Annotated in this window: 13 protein-coding genes and 1 other RNA gene; 7 read left to right on the forward strand and 7 right to left on the reverse strand. The window is 59.8% G+C overall.

What is annotated here, in order from left to right:
• Nucleotides 1-137: 137 nt before the first annotated feature.
• Together ACN2TU_RS25165 and ACN2TU_RS25170 are read right to left on the reverse strand one after the other, a co-directional pair.
• Nucleotides 138-1,415 carry a dihydroorotase gene (locus ACN2TU_RS25165; RefSeq protein WP_435159380.1) on the reverse strand — a complete coding sequence of 426 codons (1,278 nt, stop codon included), beginning with the start codon at nucleotides 1,413-1,415 and terminating at the stop codon, nucleotides 138-140.
• Nucleotides 1,416-1,440: 25 nt separating this feature from the next.
• Complete coding sequence (locus ACN2TU_RS25170) at nucleotides 1,441-2,130, reverse strand: lipoate--protein ligase family protein (protein ID WP_435159382.1); 690 nt, start codon at nucleotides 2,128-2,130, stop codon at nucleotides 1,441-1,443.
• A gap of 53 nt (nucleotides 2,131-2,183) precedes the next feature.
• On the opposite strand from ACN2TU_RS25170, the gene ACN2TU_RS25175 reads away from it, so the two are divergent.
• The gene (locus ACN2TU_RS25175) at nucleotides 2,184-3,047 is read left to right on the forward strand and encodes a DUF8155 domain-containing protein (RefSeq protein ID WP_435159384.1); all 864 of its coding nucleotides are present in this window, start codon (nucleotides 2,184-2,186) and stop codon (nucleotides 3,045-3,047) included.
• A gap of 124 nt (nucleotides 3,048-3,171) precedes the next feature.
• On the opposite strand, the gene ACN2TU_RS25180 is transcribed toward ACN2TU_RS25175, so the two are convergent.
• Both ACN2TU_RS25180 and ACN2TU_RS25185 read right to left on the reverse strand, forming a co-directional pair.
• Nucleotides 3,172-3,552, reverse strand: a complete 381-nt coding sequence (locus ACN2TU_RS25180; protein ID WP_435159386.1) for a DUF4385 family protein — start codon at nucleotides 3,550-3,552, stop codon at nucleotides 3,172-3,174.
• Nucleotides 3,553-3,621: 69 nt separating this feature from the next.
• Entirely contained in the window at nucleotides 3,622-4,194 is a 573-nt protein-coding gene (locus ACN2TU_RS25185) for a cysteine hydrolase family protein (protein ID WP_435159388.1), read from the reverse strand.
• A 112-nt stretch (nucleotides 4,195-4,306) separates the two neighbouring features.
• On the opposite strand from ACN2TU_RS25185, the gene ACN2TU_RS25190 reads away from it, so the two are divergent.
• Nucleotides 4,307-5,812, forward strand: coding sequence for an Hvo_1808 family surface protein (locus ACN2TU_RS25190; protein ID WP_435159390.1), 1,506 nt, complete (start codon nucleotides 4,307-4,309; stop codon nucleotides 5,810-5,812).
• Nucleotides 5,813-5,929: 117 nt separating this feature from the next.
• A complete protein-coding gene (locus ACN2TU_RS25195; protein ID WP_435159392.1) occupies nucleotides 5,930-7,072 on the forward strand; it encodes a nicotinate phosphoribosyltransferase in 1,143 nt (380 codons plus the stop codon).
• On the opposite strand, the gene ACN2TU_RS25200 is transcribed toward ACN2TU_RS25195, so the two are convergent.
• Nucleotides 7,069-7,671, reverse strand: coding sequence for a TIGR00296 family protein (locus tag ACN2TU_RS25200; protein WP_435159394.1), 603 nt, complete (start codon nucleotides 7,669-7,671; stop codon nucleotides 7,069-7,071). The genes ACN2TU_RS25195 and ACN2TU_RS25200 overlap by 4 nt on opposite strands.
• Nucleotides 7,672-7,787: 116 nt before the next feature.
• Between ACN2TU_RS25200 and rnpB the strand changes: the two genes are divergently transcribed.
• The 4 genes from rnpB (at nucleotide 7,788) to ACN2TU_RS25220 (ending at nucleotide 13,548) form a co-directional block, all read left to right on the forward strand.
• Nucleotides 7,788-8,167, forward strand: an RNA gene (rnpB, locus tag ACN2TU_RS25205) — RNase P RNA component.
• A 372-nt stretch (nucleotides 8,168-8,539) separates the two neighbouring features.
• Nucleotides 8,540-11,008, forward strand: a complete 2,469-nt coding sequence (locus tag ACN2TU_RS25210; protein ID WP_435159396.1) for a heavy metal translocating P-type ATPase — start codon at nucleotides 8,540-8,542, stop codon at nucleotides 11,006-11,008.
• A gap of 537 nt (nucleotides 11,009-11,545) precedes the next feature.
• A complete protein-coding gene (locus ACN2TU_RS25215; protein ID WP_435159398.1) occupies nucleotides 11,546-12,487 on the forward strand; it encodes a cation diffusion facilitator family transporter in 942 nt (313 codons plus the stop codon).
• Between the two features lie 26 nt (nucleotides 12,488-12,513).
• A complete protein-coding gene (locus ACN2TU_RS25220) occupies nucleotides 12,514-13,548 on the forward strand; it encodes a matrixin family metalloprotease (RefSeq protein WP_435159400.1) in 1,035 nt (344 codons plus the stop codon).
• Between the two features lie 74 nt (nucleotides 13,549-13,622).
• Here the strand turns inward: ACN2TU_RS25220 and ACN2TU_RS25225 are convergent, their stop codons facing one another.
• Nucleotides 13,623-14,720 carry an aminopeptidase gene (locus ACN2TU_RS25225; RefSeq protein ID WP_435159402.1) on the reverse strand — a complete coding sequence of 366 codons (1,098 nt, stop codon included), beginning with the start codon at nucleotides 14,718-14,720 and terminating at the stop codon, nucleotides 13,623-13,625.
• A 70-nt stretch (nucleotides 14,721-14,790) separates the two neighbouring features.
• Nucleotides 14,791-17,409: a valine--tRNA ligase gene (locus tag ACN2TU_RS25230; RefSeq protein WP_435159404.1), complete on the reverse strand. Its 2,619-nt coding sequence runs from the start codon at nucleotides 17,407-17,409 to the stop codon at nucleotides 14,791-14,793.
• Between the last annotated feature and the right edge of the window lie 151 nt (nucleotides 17,410-17,560).

Consider the following 17,560-nt stretch of genomic DNA (forward strand, 5'->3'; position numbering starts at 1 on the left):
TGATGCGTTTTTGAACGGCTCGAACGAAATCGTGTCGATGAATTTCCGACAGTGCTATCTACTTCGATGTTGACGGTATCTTCCGATTCGAAGGCGGGTTCGACGGACAGGACAGTGAAAAAACCTCCCTGCGAGGCTCATTCTCGTACGTTCTCACCGACCGGGTCACCGAACTCATCATCCTCGAACACGATGTTCCCGCGAACCATCGTCAGTTCTGGGAAGACGCCCATCCTGCCCTCGAACGGCGTCCAACCGCAGTTCGAATGGAGCTCGTCGCCCCGAATCTCTCGACTCTCGTCGGGGTCAACAAGCACGAGGTCGGCCATTCTGCCTTCCTCGATGCGACCCTTTCGCGGCAGGCCGAACACTTTCGACGGGTTGCGGGCCGTGAGGTCTGCCACGCGGTCGTAACTTAGGGTGCCTTTGCGAGCTTCCTCGAGCAAGAGCGGGAGCATCGTTTCAACCCCGGGAACGCCACTCGGCGCGTCCCAGATGCTCGCGTTCTTCTCCTCGCGGGTATGTGGCGCGTGGTCGGTTGCGATCATATCGACCGTTCCGTCCGCTACCCGGGCGAACACCTCCTCGCGTCGCTTCTCGCTTCGAAGTGGCGGGTTCATTCGCCCGAACGTCCCGAGTTCGTCGAGGTCGTCGCGCGAGAGAAATAGATGATGGGGTGTCACTTCGCACGTCGCACCGATTTCGTGTGCAGCGTCGATGCCCTTGGGCGTGCTGGTGTGTGCGATGTGCAGACGCGCTCCGATTTCCTCCCCGATTTCGCAAGCGCGCTCGACGGCGGCGGCTTCGGCCGCTGCCGTCCGGTAGGCACTCCACGCGTCGGCATCATCGTCGTTGCGCGATTTCGCGTCTTCGTTGAACAAGTCCGCATCTTCGGCGTGGACTGTCACGACCAAATAATCCTCCGTGGCGCGTTCGACTGCCTCGCGGAACAGCTCTTCCTCGATGCCCATCTCTCCCGTCGAATCAGCGAGAAACACTTCGCCGAGCGCGAGAACCGGACGGTCGAAGAGGGATTCGGGCTGCCACTCCGGTGTGACACCGCCGTTGATTCCGTAATCGATGTAGGATGCCGTCGCCAGTTCGGCCTTTTCGTCGAAGGAATCGCCGTCTATCGTCGGCGGGTTCGTGTTCGGTTGGTCAACGACCGTTGTGACTCCGCCTGCGGCGGCGCTCTTGCTTCCCGTCTCCCACGTTTCCTTGTGTGAAAACCCAGGTTGGCGGAAGTGGACGTGTGCGTCGATTGCACCCGGAAGAAGTAGTTTTCCCGTCGCGTCGATGACTTCGCTGGACTCCGTCAGTGACGACCCGACCGCAGAGATTCTCCCCGCGTCGGTGTCAATGCGAACGTCGCGCTTGCTCCCGTCGGCGAGCGTCGCGTTCCGAATCGTAAGCATACCCGCCAGTGGTTTGGGAATCGTCCTAAGTCTCTCGGTCGCCGACGTGTTCGACCGTCGTCTCCTCCTCGCCGACGATCAGGGCTTCGATGGTCTCGATGACGCGGTCTGGGTTCGCTTCTCCTCCAGCTTTGGCGATGCTTCCGACGGAGTCCGGGTCGAACGGGACATCGAGCGCCTCGTAAATCGGGTCGAGCACGCCCGCGATTTCTCCGTGGTCGTCCACGACGACGACGCCGGAAACCAATGCCGCCCCGGTTCGAACACGCTGTGCGACCCCCGCGAGCTTTCCGTTCCATTGGAGCGAGTAATCCCCGGGACAGAACGAGCGCGGCGGTTCACCACGTTGGGCGGGGACGCCGAGTCGCCAGAAGGCGCGTTGCACCGCCTCGGTCGTTTCGGAGTACCGTTCTTCCATTCCTGTCCGGATATCCGAAAGCGGGACGGTGTGGGCGAACGCGACCGTCGTTCCGGTGTAGGCGACTGCACGCCCCCCGACGCTTCGCTCGACGGGCTCGAACTCGCACGTCTCGGCGACGGATTTCGCCACGTCGAACTCGTCGGCGCGAGCATCCCGCCGTCCGAACGCGATTTGTCGGTGCGGGGCCCACACTCGAACGGCGGCTTCGCCACTCTCTGCCGTCTCGGAGAGCATCGCGGCTGTGACCGCTCGGTCGTCGTCTCGCGTTTCGGCCCGGCCACGAAGCACGCGCATAGCACCCCATTGTAACCCGATGTATGTAAACGCTCTCGGTCCAAAGTGAAATTATGGTCGGGCTTTCACCGGCGGTGCTCGCGCGCTATCCACGCTTCTCGCTCTACAACTCGCCGTACACCGCCCACGACGAGGGCTGTGCTATCGACCTGTATCCCGGCAGTCGAGCAGGGAGTGAAGCGACTCGCGAGACGTGCACCCCGAGCCCCGTCGCTGGCGAGGTGATCGAAACCCGAACGGTGACAGCACCGCAGAAACCCTACGCCGTGGCACACGACTACCTCATCGTGGTCGATACCGGCGACTATCTGGCTCGGATGCTCCACGTAAAACCGGGCGTCGAAATCGGCGACCGGGTCGAAGTCGGCGACTCGTTGGGCGAGATGGTTCGGTCGGGCTTTTTCGCACCGTGGGTCGCGAACCACATTCATCTCGGATTCCGCCCTCGGGATTCGAACCCAGTTCGGGCCTCCGGGTCGCTTCCAATCGACCTCACGGTCGAAATCGAACCCCTAGCGTGGGACGGTGGTGGTCGCGTGGTGGCGACTGGCGACACCTTCGTCGTGCTCGATTCACCGACTCATCCTGCACCCGGCGAGCGATTCGCAGGCATCGCGGGCACGGTGGATGGCGAAAGCGTCGTGATGGATGGTGGATTGCCCCACTACGAAGGTGGCGGCGCGCTGTGCCGAAATGGCGACCGCTCGCCGGACTCCGTCTCGCTTGCCGGTTCGGCCGTCGGCGTGGCTGACGGCCGAACCGTGACGTGGGACGACGTGGAAGTGTACGCGAACGGAGCGCCGATTACCGGCATCTCGCTGTTCGTGGCGCGCGAGCAATTCGGCGCGAAACTCGTCTGTCCGGGGCACGACTTTTCTGTCGGGGACTCGATTTCCATGAGCATTCGCTACCGTTGAAGTCTGCGTACTACTGCGTGCGATTTCGATACTCGTCTTTCAGCCGCTGGTATTTTTCATCGTGACGAATCTCGTCTCATTTTTGTTTAAAAATCTTCGCCGCCTCACGCTTTTCCGGGTCTGCCTACCGTTCCGGTTCGCGTTCGTCACCATCGTCGTACTTTTTTCCGCCGGGGTACTTTGCGTAGCGCATCGCCCGCGTAAATCCCATCTGGCAGTATTTTCGCGCCATGTCCATCCCCACGAAGTCGTCTTCCTCCCGGTATGCCTCGTATTTCTCGAAGAGTTTCTCCGTGGATTTCCGCGCCGATTTGGGGCCGGCATACGACCAGTGAGGAAGCAGTTCCGATTTGTACGGTTCGACTTTGAAGACGCCTTTTTCAGTTCGCCCGATTTCGTAAGTTTCGCCGTACTTCTTGGGGTGGTCGCGGTAGTTCACGTCGTCTTCGGGCGCATTCGTTTTATCGTCCTTGGGGTCACCGTTTTCCGACTCGTCTTTTGGCACTGGTTTGGTGTTTGGGCCTCCGAACTGTTGGTTCGTTCGGCTATCTCGATTGGGGTTCTCCGAACGAGATCACTCAAACTCGATGTCGTCCGATTTCACACCCTCCCCGAAAAGCCATGCGGAGTGTTCCACCGCGTACTCCTTGTGACCTTCCTCGATGTAGCCGACGGCGTCCTCAACGATGACGGGCTTGAAATCCCGCAGTCCGGCGCTCCCGGCGGTGTGAAGTACGCAGACATTGGCCAGGGTTCCGCAGATGAGCAGGTCTTTGATGCCATGGTTGTCGAGATAGCCCTCGAGGTCGGTCTGGTAGAAGGCGTCGTAGGTGTGTTTGGTGACGATGTGGTCGTCTTCCCGTACGTCGAGTTCGTCCACGATTTCCGTCTCCCACGTCCCCTCAACGACGTGTTCGCCCCAGCGCTCGAACTCGTCGTAATAGTGGTTTCCCTCGAACTGCTCCGGCGGATGAACGTCGCGGGTGAACACCACCGAAGCACCTTCCTCGCGCGCACGTGCGAGGAGCGTCCGAATCCGGTCGATAACGTCCTCGCTTCCCGGCGCGTAGAGGCTCCCGTCCGGGTGGCAGAATCCGTTTTGCATATCGATAACGACGACGGCGGTCGAATCTGGCTCGAAGTTCATACTGAATGGTACGTTTGGACTCCACCAAACCGTTTCGGAGGTCGCCGACGTGTCGTTTCATCACTCTTTCACGACCTTTTTTACAAAGCGGTTCCAGGTGTCTCCTACAGGAATGCGAACGATAACCGCTGTCGCGGTTGCTCTCATGCTCGTGCTGGCAGGGTGCTCATCGGCCCCTGGCGAGGATACGACCACGAGTGGCCCCGACGTGACGAAAACGACGCAAGACCCCGGCACCACGGTCCCACCGAGCGAAAAGAAAGCGATCCATCCGCCCGACCCCGACGCTGACGTGCTGGGGTGGGAGGAAGGCCACTGGTTCAACGAGACGGTCAACGTCACCCGGAACGACGGGTTGAACAATTCGGAACTCAACGCCGTCGTCAGTCGGTCGATGGCCCGCGTCGAGAGGATTCGAGGATTGGAGTTCGACAAAAAGGTTCCAGTGAAAGTCATCTCGCGCAACCAGTTCCGCAGTGAGCAAGGGAACCAGACGACGCCGCCGAAGCGCAGACTGTTCGACAACGTCAAATTCGAGGCGTTGATGATGATCGACGAATCGACCGACTCCATTGCGGTACAGAATCGGAACTCCGGGTCGTCGGTCGGTGGCTACTACAGTCCGAGCAAGGAGTCCATCGTCATCATCTCGAACAACCAGACGTCGCCGAAGATGAACGAGATTACGCTGTCCCAGGAGTTGTTCCACGCGCTCCAAGACCAGCAGTTCGACTTCAAATCGTTCGACCAGTCGACCCGCGAACGCCACAACGCCATCGACGGCGTCGTCGAGGGTGACGGCAACTATCTCGATTATCTCTACGAACAGCGGTGTAACAACCGGTGGAGAGGAACGTGCCTGATGTCGGACAAAAGCGAGGAAAGCGGGAGCGGCCAACTTGCCAACATCGGCCCGTATCTCCTGAAATACCAACCGTACAGCGACGGTCCACCGTTCGTAAAGCAAATTCACGAAAAACAGGGTTGGAAGGGTGTCAACGACCTCTACAAGAATCCACCTGCCAGCTCCGAGCAAGTCATCCATCCCGAGAAGTATCCGAACGACAAACCGGCACAGATTACCGTTCAGGACAAAACCAGCAACGGCTGGAAGCGCCTGAAACCGAAGGATCGTCCGAACTTCGGCGAAGTCGGCGAGGCGGGCATCTTCTCGATGCTCATGTACCCCTACTACGAAAGTCAGGGGAGCACGCAGATCATCCCGGCACAGAAGTTCTTCAACACGAACGGTGAGGGTGAACTGCGGGAGTTCGACCCGCTAAATTACGAGAGTAAGCCGACGAACGGCTGGGACGGCGACAAAATCGTCGTCTACACGAACGACAACACGCCACGAAACGAGACTGGCTACGTCTTCAAGACGAAGTGGGACTCGAAAAAGGACGCTACGGAGTTCGTAAACGCCTACAAAAAACTGCTCAACTACCGCAACGCAAAACGGATCGATGGCCGCCAGAACACGTGGCGGGTGCCGGACAGTTCCGGCTTCGGTGACGCCTTCTACATCCAGCAGAACGGAAACACCGTCGTTATCGTGAACGCCCCGAAGGTCTCCGACCTCTCGGACGTTCGACGCGGTGCCGCGCCGAACGCATAACCTCTCACGTTCGATTTTTCGATTCTCCCGTTTCAGCGTAAAACACTGCTATCGCCAAACCCGGTGCTTTTTCGCTGTCGCGGGGAAACCCCCCCGTATGAGCAACAGGTGGTTCGCGTGAGCGACCGATTCGACGTGGTTTCCGAGGAGGCTATTCGCGACGGAACTGCGACGGACGCCTACTTTTTGCGTACCGAGACGACGCTGGAGTCCGCAGGGAAGAACCCGCATGTCGTCGCTGAGGTTACGGCCGACCAGTTCCCGACCGGAGAGGAGTTCGAACTCCTCTCCGGCGTGAAAGACGCGGCCCACCTTCTCGAAGGACTACCGATCGACGTGGACGCGATGGAGGAAGGACGACTGTTCGACGGCGGCCCGGTGGCTACTATCGAAGGGCGGTACCTCGATTTCGCACGATACGAAACCTCGCTCCTCGGCTTTCTTTCGCACGCATCCGGCATAGCGACGAACGCGCTCGAAACCCGAGTTGCCGCGCCCGACGCAACCGTGCTGAGCTTCGGCGCGCGTCACGTCCATCCATCGATTGCGCCGGTCGTGGAACGGTCGGCGCTCGTCGCCGGATTGGACGGGTTTTCCCACGTCGCGGCGGGAGAAATCCTCGGCAAGGAACCGGGTGGCACCATGCCGCACGCTCTGCTCATCTGCTTCGGCAGTGGCAAGCAGGAGGACGCGTGGCACGCGTTCGACGAGGCAGTCGGCGACGATGTGCCGCGAGTCGCGCTCTGTGACACGTTTTCGGATGAGAAGGATGAGGTGCTTCGCGCGGCGAACACGCTCGGAGACTCGCTCGACAGCGTTCGCATCGATACGACCGGGTCGCGCCGAGGGAACTTCCGTCACATCCTCCGCGAACTGCGCTGGGAACTCGATTCACACGGCTTCGAGGACGTGACAATCTTCGCCAGCGGTGGCCTCGGCCCCCAAGAACTCCGCGAACTCAGGGACGTGGCCGATGGATTCGGCGTCGGCAGTTACATCAGCAACGCGGAACCCGTGGATTTCGCGCTCGATATCGTGGAAATCGACGGGGAACCGGTGGCGAAACGTGGAAAACTCTCCGGAAAGAAACAGGTGTATCGTACAGACGACGGTGGTCATCACGTTTCGCTCGCGCGTCACGACGCGGACGGCGAACCGCTACTGCAACCGCTGATTCGTGACGGTAAAATTGTTCGTGAGTTCGATATGGATACGGCAGCTCGTCGCGCTCGCGACGACTCAGCGATAGTCGGTTTTTAGATTCGCTCGATACTACCTTCGGGTTCGCGCTCGCGGAACACTGGCCCTTCGATGAGGGTGACAAACACATCGTCGTCTTCCCACGCGCCGTGGGGAAGACCTGCTTTTCGACACGCGCGGTCGAGATACTCGAACTCGCTCCAGTTGTGTTCGACGGGGAGCGTGGGGTACATCCACGCGTGTTGTCCGCTGCCTTCGACGGCGACGCCGTGACGACCTAATCGCATGTCGTTCACGGGGTCGTCGGTCAACACGGTGTTTTCGACGATGAAGACGGAGATGTTGAGATTCGACAGCTCGGCCGGTTCGATTTCCGAGCCGCAAGAATCTCCGCTGGCCGCCGCGATGGCGGAATCAACGATTTGATGCCCCAACTGTTCGCTCGTGTCGTAGGCACCAGCGCACCCGCGCAGGCTTCCGCGTCCACGGGTGGACTCCAGCCTGACGAAGACGCCAGTTCGGGCGTAAAATGCTTCGCGCATGCTACCCGGTTGCTCTCGTTGTCCATTAATGACGTACGAGTTCACCGCCTCCCGTGCGAGTTCGACCGCGCGTGTGCCATCCTCGTAGGTGAGGGCTACTGCCTGTGCCTCAGACATACAATTGTCTTATGCACAGAAGCATCTTCAACGCTTCCCTTCAATCTGGCCGGCTTTAAGCCCCCATGACTAGATCGACCGAACGGCTTAAACACGAGCATGGACTAGTTTACTTCGGCAGAGGGAGCTCGGTTCCCGCGGATAACGGTGCAGATTTTCTGCGCCCACGTGAGGAAAGTCCCCCCACCGTCCGAGCAGGCAACCGGGCGCAAGTCCGGAGTGGGAGACCACTGGCTCTGGAACAGAAACGAGACCACTTCGTGTGACCGATGCAGTGTGCGAACCGACCCGAGAGGGGAGGGAGTTAACCCACTAAGGGCGCGTGACATTCAGTCACGCCACGTCGTGTTGACTCCGTCAACACGCGGATCACGAAGAATGGATGGAACGGCGAATCCTTGCCGGTGCAAGTCCGCACCATATTGGTAGCCCGGACACGGTGCGGACGCTTAGCCGAATGCCGGGTCGAACAGAAGGGGGCTTACTCCCCTCAGCCGCTTTTCAGATGCCGAACGCGAGAGCCAGTATTGCAACCCCAGCGAGTAGTTCTATTGCAACCATCGCCAAGGCGGCGCTTGCTTTGATGTGCGTCATGCTGCCCAGTTAGCGACTCGGTACCGTACCCAATAAGTGAGAACGATGGTTAAGCACCGTTTCCGTTTTCAATGGAGTATTAACGGATTGAACGGTTTTGAACGGTATTTTTCACACCTGAACCCCCGATGAAACGTTCGTGAAACGCGGGACAACGAACGTCAGACGGACGTCTTCTTGTTAAATGTAGCTTCATTATTTAATAAGGATGGCCCAAACAAACCCGGTTTTATGGCAGGGCAATTAATAACGGTTCAGTAACTACGAGTAGGTAATGAGCACTACCGAGACGCTTCGCCTTTCGGTACCCAGCATGGACTGCCCGTCCTGTGCTGGAAAGGTTACGAGAAGCGTAGAGTCGGTCGCTGGCGTCACGGATATCGACGCACAGGTCGCTTCGGGTCGACTCGTGGTTACGTTCGACCCAAGCAACGCCGACATCGACGAAATTCGAACCGCGGTCGAGGATGCTGGCTACGAAATTGACGACACCCGAACCGAGACGCTGTCGGTGCCCAGCATGGACTGTCCCTCCTGCGCCGGAAAAGTCGAAAACAGCCTATCCGACGTTCCCGGAGTAGTGGAGTACGACACACGACCTGCGTCGGGTCGAGTCGTCGTTACGACCACGTCGGGCGCGTCTCGCGAAGACCTCGTGACGGCAGTCGAGAGCGCGGGCTACGAAGTAGAGGACGTGGCAAGCGATGACGGTTCGTCGGTCGAATCTCCCCACGCAGTGTGGACGAGCACTCGCGCACTGAAGACGTGGGCCGGAGCAGCGTTCCTCGTCTTCGGATTGGTTTTGGAGTACCTCATCCCTGCTTCGAATCCGGAACTGTTCGCCGCGGTCGGTCGGTCGTTCACCGCCGCGGACGTCGGGTTCCTCGTCGCCACTGCAATCGGTGGACAGGAAATTGTCCGAAACGGCTACTACTCCGCGAAAAACACGAGTCTCGATATAGACCTGCTGATGTCTGTGGGCATCATCGGCGCGCTCGCTGTCGGTCTCTACTTCGAGGCCGCGACGTTGGCAGTCCTGTTCAGCGTCGCTGAACTCCTCGAACGGTTCTCGATGGATCGCGCCCGCAACTCGCTGCGCGAACTGATGGATCTCTCACCCGACATGGCGACGGTGCGGCGGGAGGGCGGCGAGGAGACGGTTCCCGTCGAATCGGTTCACGTCGGTGATGTCGTCATCGTCCGCCCGGGCGAGAAAATCCCGATCGATGGCGACGTGTGCGACGGCACCAGTTCGGTCAATCAGGCCCCAATCACGGGCGAAAGCGTTCCGGTCGAGAAGGAAGTCGGCGACGAGGTGTTCGCCGGAACGGTGAACGAGGAGGGCTACCTCGAAGTCGAAGCGACCGCGGAAGCGGGCGATTCGACCATCTCGAACATCGTGGAGATGGTTGAGGACGCGCAGGGCAACCGAACCGAACATGAACAGTTCGTCGACCGATTCGCGCGCTACTACACCCCGGTCGTCGTCGTTGCTGCGATTCTCACCGCTGCGGTTCCGCCACTCTTCCTCAGCGCACCGTTCCAGGAGTGGTTCGTCCGCGGACTCACGCTCCTGGTCGTCGCGTGCCCCTGTGCGTTCGTCATCAGCACGCCCGTCAGCGTTGTTTCGGGTATCACCAGTGCCGCGCGAAACGGGGTTCTCGTCAAAGGTGGCGACCATCTCGAAGCGATGGGCGAACTCGATGCAGTCGCCTTCGACAAAACCGGCACGCTGACCAAAGGCGAACTAACCGTCACCGACGTTATCTCGCTCAACGGAAACAGCGCGGACGATGTGCTCCACTGTGCGCACAGCATCGAACACCGGAGCGAACACCCGCTCGCCGAGGCTATCATCGACCACGCCCACGAGCGAGGCGTCGGCGAGCGCGAGGTGTCCAACTTCGAGAGCCTGACCGGAAAAGGTGTCCGTGCGGATTTGGACGGTGTGACCCACTACGCCGGGAAGCCCGCCCTGTTCGCCGAGTTGGGATTTGACCTCGAACATACGCACCTAACGACGGACGGCGGAGCAGTCGTAGAGCAAGGCGAAATGGTCGAACCCGAAAGCATCTGTGACCACCGAGACGACTGTCTCGACCTGCTCGCGGAGGTTGTCCGGCGATTCGAACAGGAAGGCAAAACCATCGTCCTCGTCGGAACCGAGGACGAACTGGAGGGCGTCATCGCTGTCGCGGACGAAGTCCGCCCCGGCGCGAAAGCGACCGTCCAACGCCTCCACGACCTCGGCGTCTCGCGCGTCGTGATGCTCACGGGTGACAACGAGGGAACCGCCCGCGCAATCGCCAACCAGGTCGGTGTGGACGAGTATCGCGCCGAACTCCTCCCGGAGGACAAGGTTGCCGCCGTCGAAGAACTCACCGACGGTGGCGTCGCGATGGTCGGCGACGGCATCAACGACGCGCCCGCCATGGCCGCCGCAACCGTCGGCATCGCCATGGGTGCGGCAGGCACCGACACCGCCATCGAAACCGCCGACGTGGCCCTGATGGGTGACGACCTCTCGAAACTCCCCTACCTTCGGAAACTCGCCCGAAAGGCGAACGGCGTCATTCGACAGAACATCTGGACAAGTCTCGCGGTGAAGGGCGTCCTCGCGGTCGGCGCACCGCTCGGACTGGTCAGTGTCGCGCAAGCAATCATCATCGGCGACATGGGCATGAGCCTCGGCGTGACGAGCAACGCGATGCGACTGGTCGGTGTCAGTCCCGACGACGAGTAATTTCGAACGTTCTAGAAAGCTTATCACTCACGATTCGTGTTCTTGAATCATGCAACCACTGACACGTCTATCTGTTCTCGCTGTTTTTGCTGGCGTTTTCGCTACTGTTGGATGTACGTCCAACGGAGTGAATACTCCTGACCACGACCATGTGGTTCATCTCCGAAACGAGGGTGCGAAAAAACAAATCGTCCGCGTTTGGGTTGTCCGCGAGAATACAGGTAAAACATTTTACAATTAAACTCATGAGGTCTTCGCAGAAGCCGATCTCAAAATATACAACCTGAAACGGGTCGACCTGAATGGGATTGAGTCGGTTTCGATTTGTGGTGACATTCCCGGTTCCAAGACCACTGAATCCACGACAATCGCTGGTACCGAAACGACTGAGTCGCCGTTTCGTGGGTGTACAACTATCAAAACCAATGAATGCCATGCACTTACCGACGTTATCGTTGACGACGATGGACTGCGCGTAACGTACGCTATCTGTTGACCCCCACAACGCCTGATAGCCTCCGGCCCGTACTTCTTCCGATGGCGCACGACCACGACGCCAGAAGCGACGCCGCCACGGGAGACGCCGATGATTCCAGCGACACCAGCTTTCGCGCCTTGTCCATCGCACTGGCTATCAACACTGTCTTCTTCGTCGTCGAACTGGTCGGTGCAGTGTTCTCCGGTTCGCTGACCCTGCTGGCGGATGCGGTTCACATGCTCACGGACAGCGCAAGCCTCGGCCTCGCGCTCTTCGCGGCGTGGGTTTCCGCACGCCCTCCCGACCCGCAGCGAACGTACGGGTATCAGCGCGCCGAGGTGCTCGGCGCGCTGGGGAACGGACTCCTCTTGCTCGTCGCGGTCGGCTACGTCCTCTTCGACTCACTTCGCCGATTCGAGAACCCACAACCGGTCGATGCCCAACTCGTGGTCGTCGTGGGCGTACTCGGACTGATGGCGAACCTCGCTGGCGCGTGGGTGCTTTCGGAACACCGAGGTATCCTGAACGTCGAAGGTGCGTTCCTCCACCTACTCGCCGACGCGGCGGGGAGCGTGGCGGCAATCGTCGTCGGGATTGCGCTCGTCTTCACCGACCTGTACGTGCTCGACCCGCTGTTCGCCGTCTTCGTTGCCCTTCTCGTGTTGTACTCCGCGAAAGACCTCTTCGCGGAGAGTCTGAATATTCTCCTCCAAGGGACGCCCTCTGGCATCGCGGTTGACGAAGTTCGAATGTTTCTCACCGAACTGCCGGGTGTCGTGGATGCCCACGACGTTCACGTTTGGTCACTGAGTTCGACCCAGTACACGCTTTCGGCACACGTCGTCGTTGACGAGGGTATCGACTCCGACGCGGTTCTCCAACGTTGCCAGCAGGAGCTCGGTGAACAGTTCGGTATCGACCACGCGACGATTCAGGTCGAATCGGAGTCATACACCCACACGCTCGATTTCGACTGTAACTTCCGGAGCCGCAAGGTTTGAAACCACTTCGGCCCGTTTGTACGATAATGACTCGGCGTGCCCTCCTGCTTGCACTCTGTCTCGTCCTTTCGGGTTGTGCTGGCACACAGTTCGACGTAACGACCGATATGAAACAGGGAGAGGTGACGACGGGGACGATGGACGAATCGACACGGGGAACGACTGGGACTATCGCAGACCGGTCGAACCCGTGGGATGAGTCGCCGGTGACTGTCGGTATCAATACGAGTGCGAACCCCTCACGCGAGTACACTGACGAGGTTCGGCAGGCACTCGACTACTGGGAGAAAAACAGTGCGCAGTACGCGGGCTACGCCATCCAGTACGAACTCGTTCCCGACGCCGACAATCCAGACCTCATCGTCAACTTCGTGAATGACGTCGAAAGTTGTCCGCGAGTCGAACACGCCGCCGGCTGTGCACCCTACATCACGAACGCTGCCCAGATTTCCCGCCCCATGCGCGTGGATATCGACGATTCGTTTTCCAGCGACTCGACCGTTCTCATACTCAAACACGAACTCGGTCACACCCTCGGCCTGAATCACAGCTCCGCACCACAGTCGATTATGGCCGCCGAAGCGGCCCTTTCGACGCAGCCTTTGACGAACGCAACCGACCGCGATGTCCCGTGGCCCGACGCCGAATTTACCGTCTATCTCGGTCAAACCGACGACCGGGAGGCAGTTCGAGAGCAGGTTCGACACACCCTCGACTACTATGCTCGCGGCGCGGCGGGAACCGTCCCGTCGAACATCTCGTTTTCGTTCACCGAGAACCGGGCGAACGCGGACATCGTGGTGCAGTTTCCCGATAACCTCCCGTGTAATCCGGGTGCGACCGGTTCCTGTGGAGGCGTTCGCGGAACCGACCCCGACCAGGACGGCGCGTTGGAGGAGTACGACAAATTAACAATCTCGATTTCCGGTGTCGATACCGACGCCATCGGCTGGTACACTGGATACTGGTTGGGATACGGGTTCGGCCTCGAGGAGTCCGAACTGGCGTCACCGTTTCGGGACGCCTCCCGAAGGGATCGACGGAGTAAGTGGTGGACGTAGAGAGTGCTGAATTGTCCCCCGCGTTACCATCCCTTCTCTGTCACTATCTCTCCTCTTTCTACTCCTTTTCCTCTTTATCCTTCGAAGTCGTTCTCCCAGCGGAACGTTCCATTTCGCTGGACGACTTTGCCGTCCACTTCCAGCCGTGAGTCTTCGCTCATATCGGTTATCATATCGATGTGAACCGCGCTGTCGTTGCCCGTTTCGCCTTCGGGGAGGCAGGCGTCGTACGCCCGTCCGACCGCGAGGTGAATCGTATCGCCCATCTTCTCGTCGAAGAGGATGCTGTCGGTAAACCGGTCGATGCCGCGGTTCATCCCGATGCCGAGCTCGCCCAGTCTGCGTGCACCCTCGTCCGTGTCGAGGATATCCGCCAGCACGTCCTCGCCGGTTTCGGCGCTGAAATCGACTACGTCACCGTCTTCGAACGTGAGATGGACGTTCTGGATTCGCTTGCCGCGGTGAGTCATCGGCACGTCGAAATACACCTCGCCTTCGGTAGCGTGGGGTGCCGTGAACACTTCGCCGCTCGGCAGGTTGTGTGAGTCGTAGGCTACCGTCGCGCAACTGTTGACCGCCGTTCGCTCCTCGATGGACATCGTGAGGTCGGTGTCCTCCTTGACGATTCTGACCTCGCTTCCCTCGTCCAGAATCGTCTTCATGTTCGCCATCTCTTCGGCGAGCGACTCCCAATCCTGGAGCACGGCGTCGTAGACGAAGTCCTGGTACTTCTCGTAGGCCATTCCCGCCTGCTGTGCGTGAGCGCGGGTCGGGTGAAGCGTCGAAACCCAGTCGGTTCCGAGTCGAGTTTCGCGAATACCCATCCGCGCTTTATTGTGTTCTTGTTCCGTCTCTCCCGGCACGTCGGCTTTCGCCATCGTGTTCGTGTTGCCCGCGAGCCGAAGCACCACGTCGGCGTGTTCGTACATCGCCAGTTCGTGCCCCGGATTCTCATCGAAGTTACCGTCGTGTCCGCGAAGGAAGGCTCGTTCGACTTCGTCTGAATCGTACACAGTGAGGGGGTTCGCCCCTCGTTGGCCCAATTTCTCGCCGACTGCGACGGCAAGTTCGTGTGCGCCGTCGTCAACAAGCACGACGACGTTGTCGCCTGCTTCGACCCGCGCACTCCAGTCTACCAGCACTTTTGCGTGCTCGTGGATTCGCTCGTCCATGCTCGTCAATCGAAGACCGGAAGAAAAGTTCCCGTGGTTTCGGGGAGCGTGGTGAGTGTCGTTACCCTACTCAGGGGAAGACGAGAACCGTCGCGTGCTCGGTTTCCAGCACCTCGACTTCCTCACCGGTTTCGGCGCGGTATTCCTCTTCGATTTCGACCCAGTCTCCGTCGAGGGTGACTTCCTCCCCGGCGGCGTCCAACGTGAATTCGCCGTGGGTGTCCAACTGGGCTTTGAGTTCGGCTGGGTCGGTCGATTCCAGCGCGCCGACGACGGCACCCGCTTTGTCGCGGAACTTCGGCCCGATTGCGGAGTGGTCGGGCGAGACGCCGACCGGTGCGAGTTCGACGTTCGGCCTACCTTGCTCCAGATAGACCGGGCCGCTCACGGCCTCGCTCAGGTCGTAGGTGTCGGGTTTTCGCTCGGCATCGCTATACAGTTCGATTCGGTCGAGTTCGGCGTTGAGCGCCATTCCTTCGTCGGATTTCCACGCTCTGACTTCGCTGGCAACTTCGGCGATGATTTCGCCCGCGAGTTCGGCCTCCTCGTCGTGCATCTCGACATCCGGCCACCGCGACCCGCTGATGCTTCCCTCGGTTCCGGGAAGGTGATTGTACACCTCTTCGGCGAAGAAGGGCGAGAACGGCGAGAGCATCCGGACGACTGCGGAGAACGTCGTGTACAGCGCATGCCGTGCCGCGTTTCGCTCGCCCGGACGACCTTCGTACAGGCGACCCTTGACGAGTTCGAGATAGTCGTCCGCGAGGTCGTTCCAAACGAACTCGCGGAGCGTGCGGAGCGCGCTGTCGTAGCGGTACGCTTCCATATCCTCGCTGACCGAGTCGGCCGTTTCTGACAACCGCGAGAGAATCCAGCGGTCGGCGTCCCGGTAGGCCGGGTCGCTGATTTCCGGTGTGTTCTCATCAAAGTGGTTCAGTGAGAACTGGAAGATGTTCCATATTTTCGTGAGGAAACGCGATGCGGACGTTGCTTCTTTCGGCTGGAACTGAACGTCGCTTCCGGGTTGTCCGCCGAGAACCAACGCCTGTCGGAGCGAATCGGCACCGTACTCGTCGATGGCCTCCCTTGGCGTGACGACGTTGCCACGCGACTTGCTCATCTTGTTTCCGTCCGGGCCGAACACCATCCCGTTGATAAGCGCGGTGTCCCACGGTCGCTCGTCGGTGAGTTCGCCGACGCGGAGGAGGGTGTAGAACGCCCACGTCCGAATAATGTCGTGGCCCTGCGGTCGGAGCGAGACGGGTTCGAACTCGTCCAGTTCGAGGTCGTCCGGCCACCCGCTGATGTGAAGGGGCGTGATGGAGGAGTCCATCCACGTATCCATCACGTCGGTTTCGCCGGTCCACGAGTCTGCGCCACATTCCGGGCAGTCGCTGATTGCTGGCCCGGTTTCGGTCGGGTCAACCGGGAGCTCGTCGGTGTCGGCGAGATGCCAGTGACCACATTCCTCACACTCCCACGCCGGAATCGGCGTGGCGAACACGCGCTGGCGGGAGATAACCCAGTCCCAGTCCATGCCTTCCGCCCACTCTTCGAGGCGTGCGTGCATGTGTTCTGGAATCCACTCGACTTCCTCCGCCTTCTCCAGAATCTCGTCGGACTGAACCTTCACGAACCACTGTTCTTTCGAGAGAATCTCGATCGGCGTATCACAGCGCCAGCAGGCACCGACCGACTGTTCGGTCGGTTCGGAGTCGTTGAGGTAGCCCTCCTCGTCCAGCGTCTCGGCGATTTCCTCTTTCGCCTCGCTGATGGTTAGCCCCTCGAACTCGCCAGCGAGTTCGTTCAAATGCCCGTCCTCGGTGAAAACCGGGCGCAGGTCGAGGTCGTGTTCTGCCCACCAGTCAACGTCTTGCTTATCACCGAACGTACAAATCATCACCGCGCCGGTTCCGAAGTCCCCATCGACGTCGTCGTCGGCGATGAGTTCGACTTCCTGCCCGAACAACGGCACTTCGAACGTCTCGCCGATTCGGTCGGCGTAGCGTTCGTCGTCGGGATCGACCGCCATGCCGACACAGGCCGAGAGCAGTTCAGGGCGGGTAGTCGCAATCTCGATATCGTCGTTATCGACGCCGTCGAACGTGACGTAGTAGAGCGTTCCCGTTCGGTCTTCCTTCTCGACTTCCGCGTCCGCGATGGCCGTCTCACAGCGTGGACACCAGTTGACGGGGTGTTCGTCGCGGTAAACGTACTCCTCCATCTCAATGAACGATTGCTGAGTTTTCGCCCAGTACTCCTCGTCCATCGTCCGGAACTCCGCGTTCCAGTCGATGGAGAAGCCGAGTTCGTTCATCGTCTCCTTCATCGAGTCGATCTGCTCCTCGGTGTGCTCGATACAGAGGTTGCGGAACTCGTCGCGGGAGACGTCGGTTCGGTGAATGTCGTGATTCTCCTCGACCTTCACTTCCGTCGGCAGTCCGTGGCAGTCCCATCCCTGCGGGAACAACACTTGCTCACCCTGTAGTCGGTGATAGCGCGCCGCGAAGTCGATGTAACTCCACTGGAGTCCGTGTCCGATATGGAGGTTTCCTGTCGGATACGGCGGCGGTGTGTCGATGACGTACTCCAAATCGCCATCCGGAGTGTACACGTCGGAGTCTTGCCACTCTCCCCGCCATTTTCGTTCTATACGCTCGGGTTCGTAATCGGTTGGAACGTCACTCATGGATACAAAGTCCTGTCGCAGTATGGTGATTCGGTGAGAAACACGGACGGCTCATCGCCTGCACTATAGACGTACTACCGACACCATCACGCTCATACCTGTGACTCTGCGCGTCGTCGCTGATAAAGGTTCCCGTCCATTGTCGACTCGA

The sequence above is a fragment of the Haladaptatus marinus genome (assembly GCF_051194195.1).

What these genes read in the sequence shown, in the direction of transcription:
- ACN2TU_RS25215 (WP_435159398.1), top strand. Translation starts at nt 11,546, where the DNA reads ATGGCGCACGACCACGACGCCAGAAGCGACGCCGCCACGGGAGACGCC.
- ACN2TU_RS25190 (WP_435159390.1), top strand. Translation starts at nt 4,307, where the DNA reads ATGCGAACGATAACCGCTGTCGCGGTTGCTCTCATGCTCGTGCTGGCA.
- ACN2TU_RS25185 (WP_435159388.1), bottom strand. Translation starts at nt 4,194, where the DNA reads ATGAACTTCGAGCCAGATTCGACCGCCGTCGTCGTTATCGATATGCAA.
- ACN2TU_RS25200 (WP_435159394.1), bottom strand. Translation starts at nt 7,671, where the DNA reads ATGTCTGAGGCACAGGCAGTAGCCCTCACCTACGAGGATGGCACACGC.
- ACN2TU_RS25175 (WP_435159384.1), top strand. Translation starts at nt 2,184, where the DNA reads ATGGTCGGGCTTTCACCGGCGGTGCTCGCGCGCTATCCACGCTTCTCG.
- ACN2TU_RS25210 (WP_435159396.1), top strand. Translation starts at nt 8,540, where the DNA reads ATGAGCACTACCGAGACGCTTCGCCTTTCGGTACCCAGCATGGACTGC.
- ACN2TU_RS25220 (WP_435159400.1), top strand. Translation starts at nt 12,514, where the DNA reads ATGACTCGGCGTGCCCTCCTGCTTGCACTCTGTCTCGTCCTTTCGGGT.
- ACN2TU_RS25230 (WP_435159404.1), bottom strand. Translation starts at nt 17,409, where the DNA reads ATGAGTGACGTTCCAACCGATTACGAACCCGAGCGTATAGAACGAAAA.
- ACN2TU_RS25225 (WP_435159402.1), bottom strand. Translation starts at nt 14,720, where the DNA reads ATGGACGAGCGAATCCACGAGCACGCAAAAGTGCTGGTAGACTGGAGT.
- ACN2TU_RS25165 (WP_435159380.1), bottom strand. Translation starts at nt 1,415, where the DNA reads ATGCTTACGATTCGGAACGCGACGCTCGCCGACGGGAGCAAGCGCGAC.
- ACN2TU_RS25170 (WP_435159382.1), bottom strand. Translation starts at nt 2,130, where the DNA reads ATGCGCGTGCTTCGTGGCCGGGCCGAAACGCGAGACGACGACCGAGCG.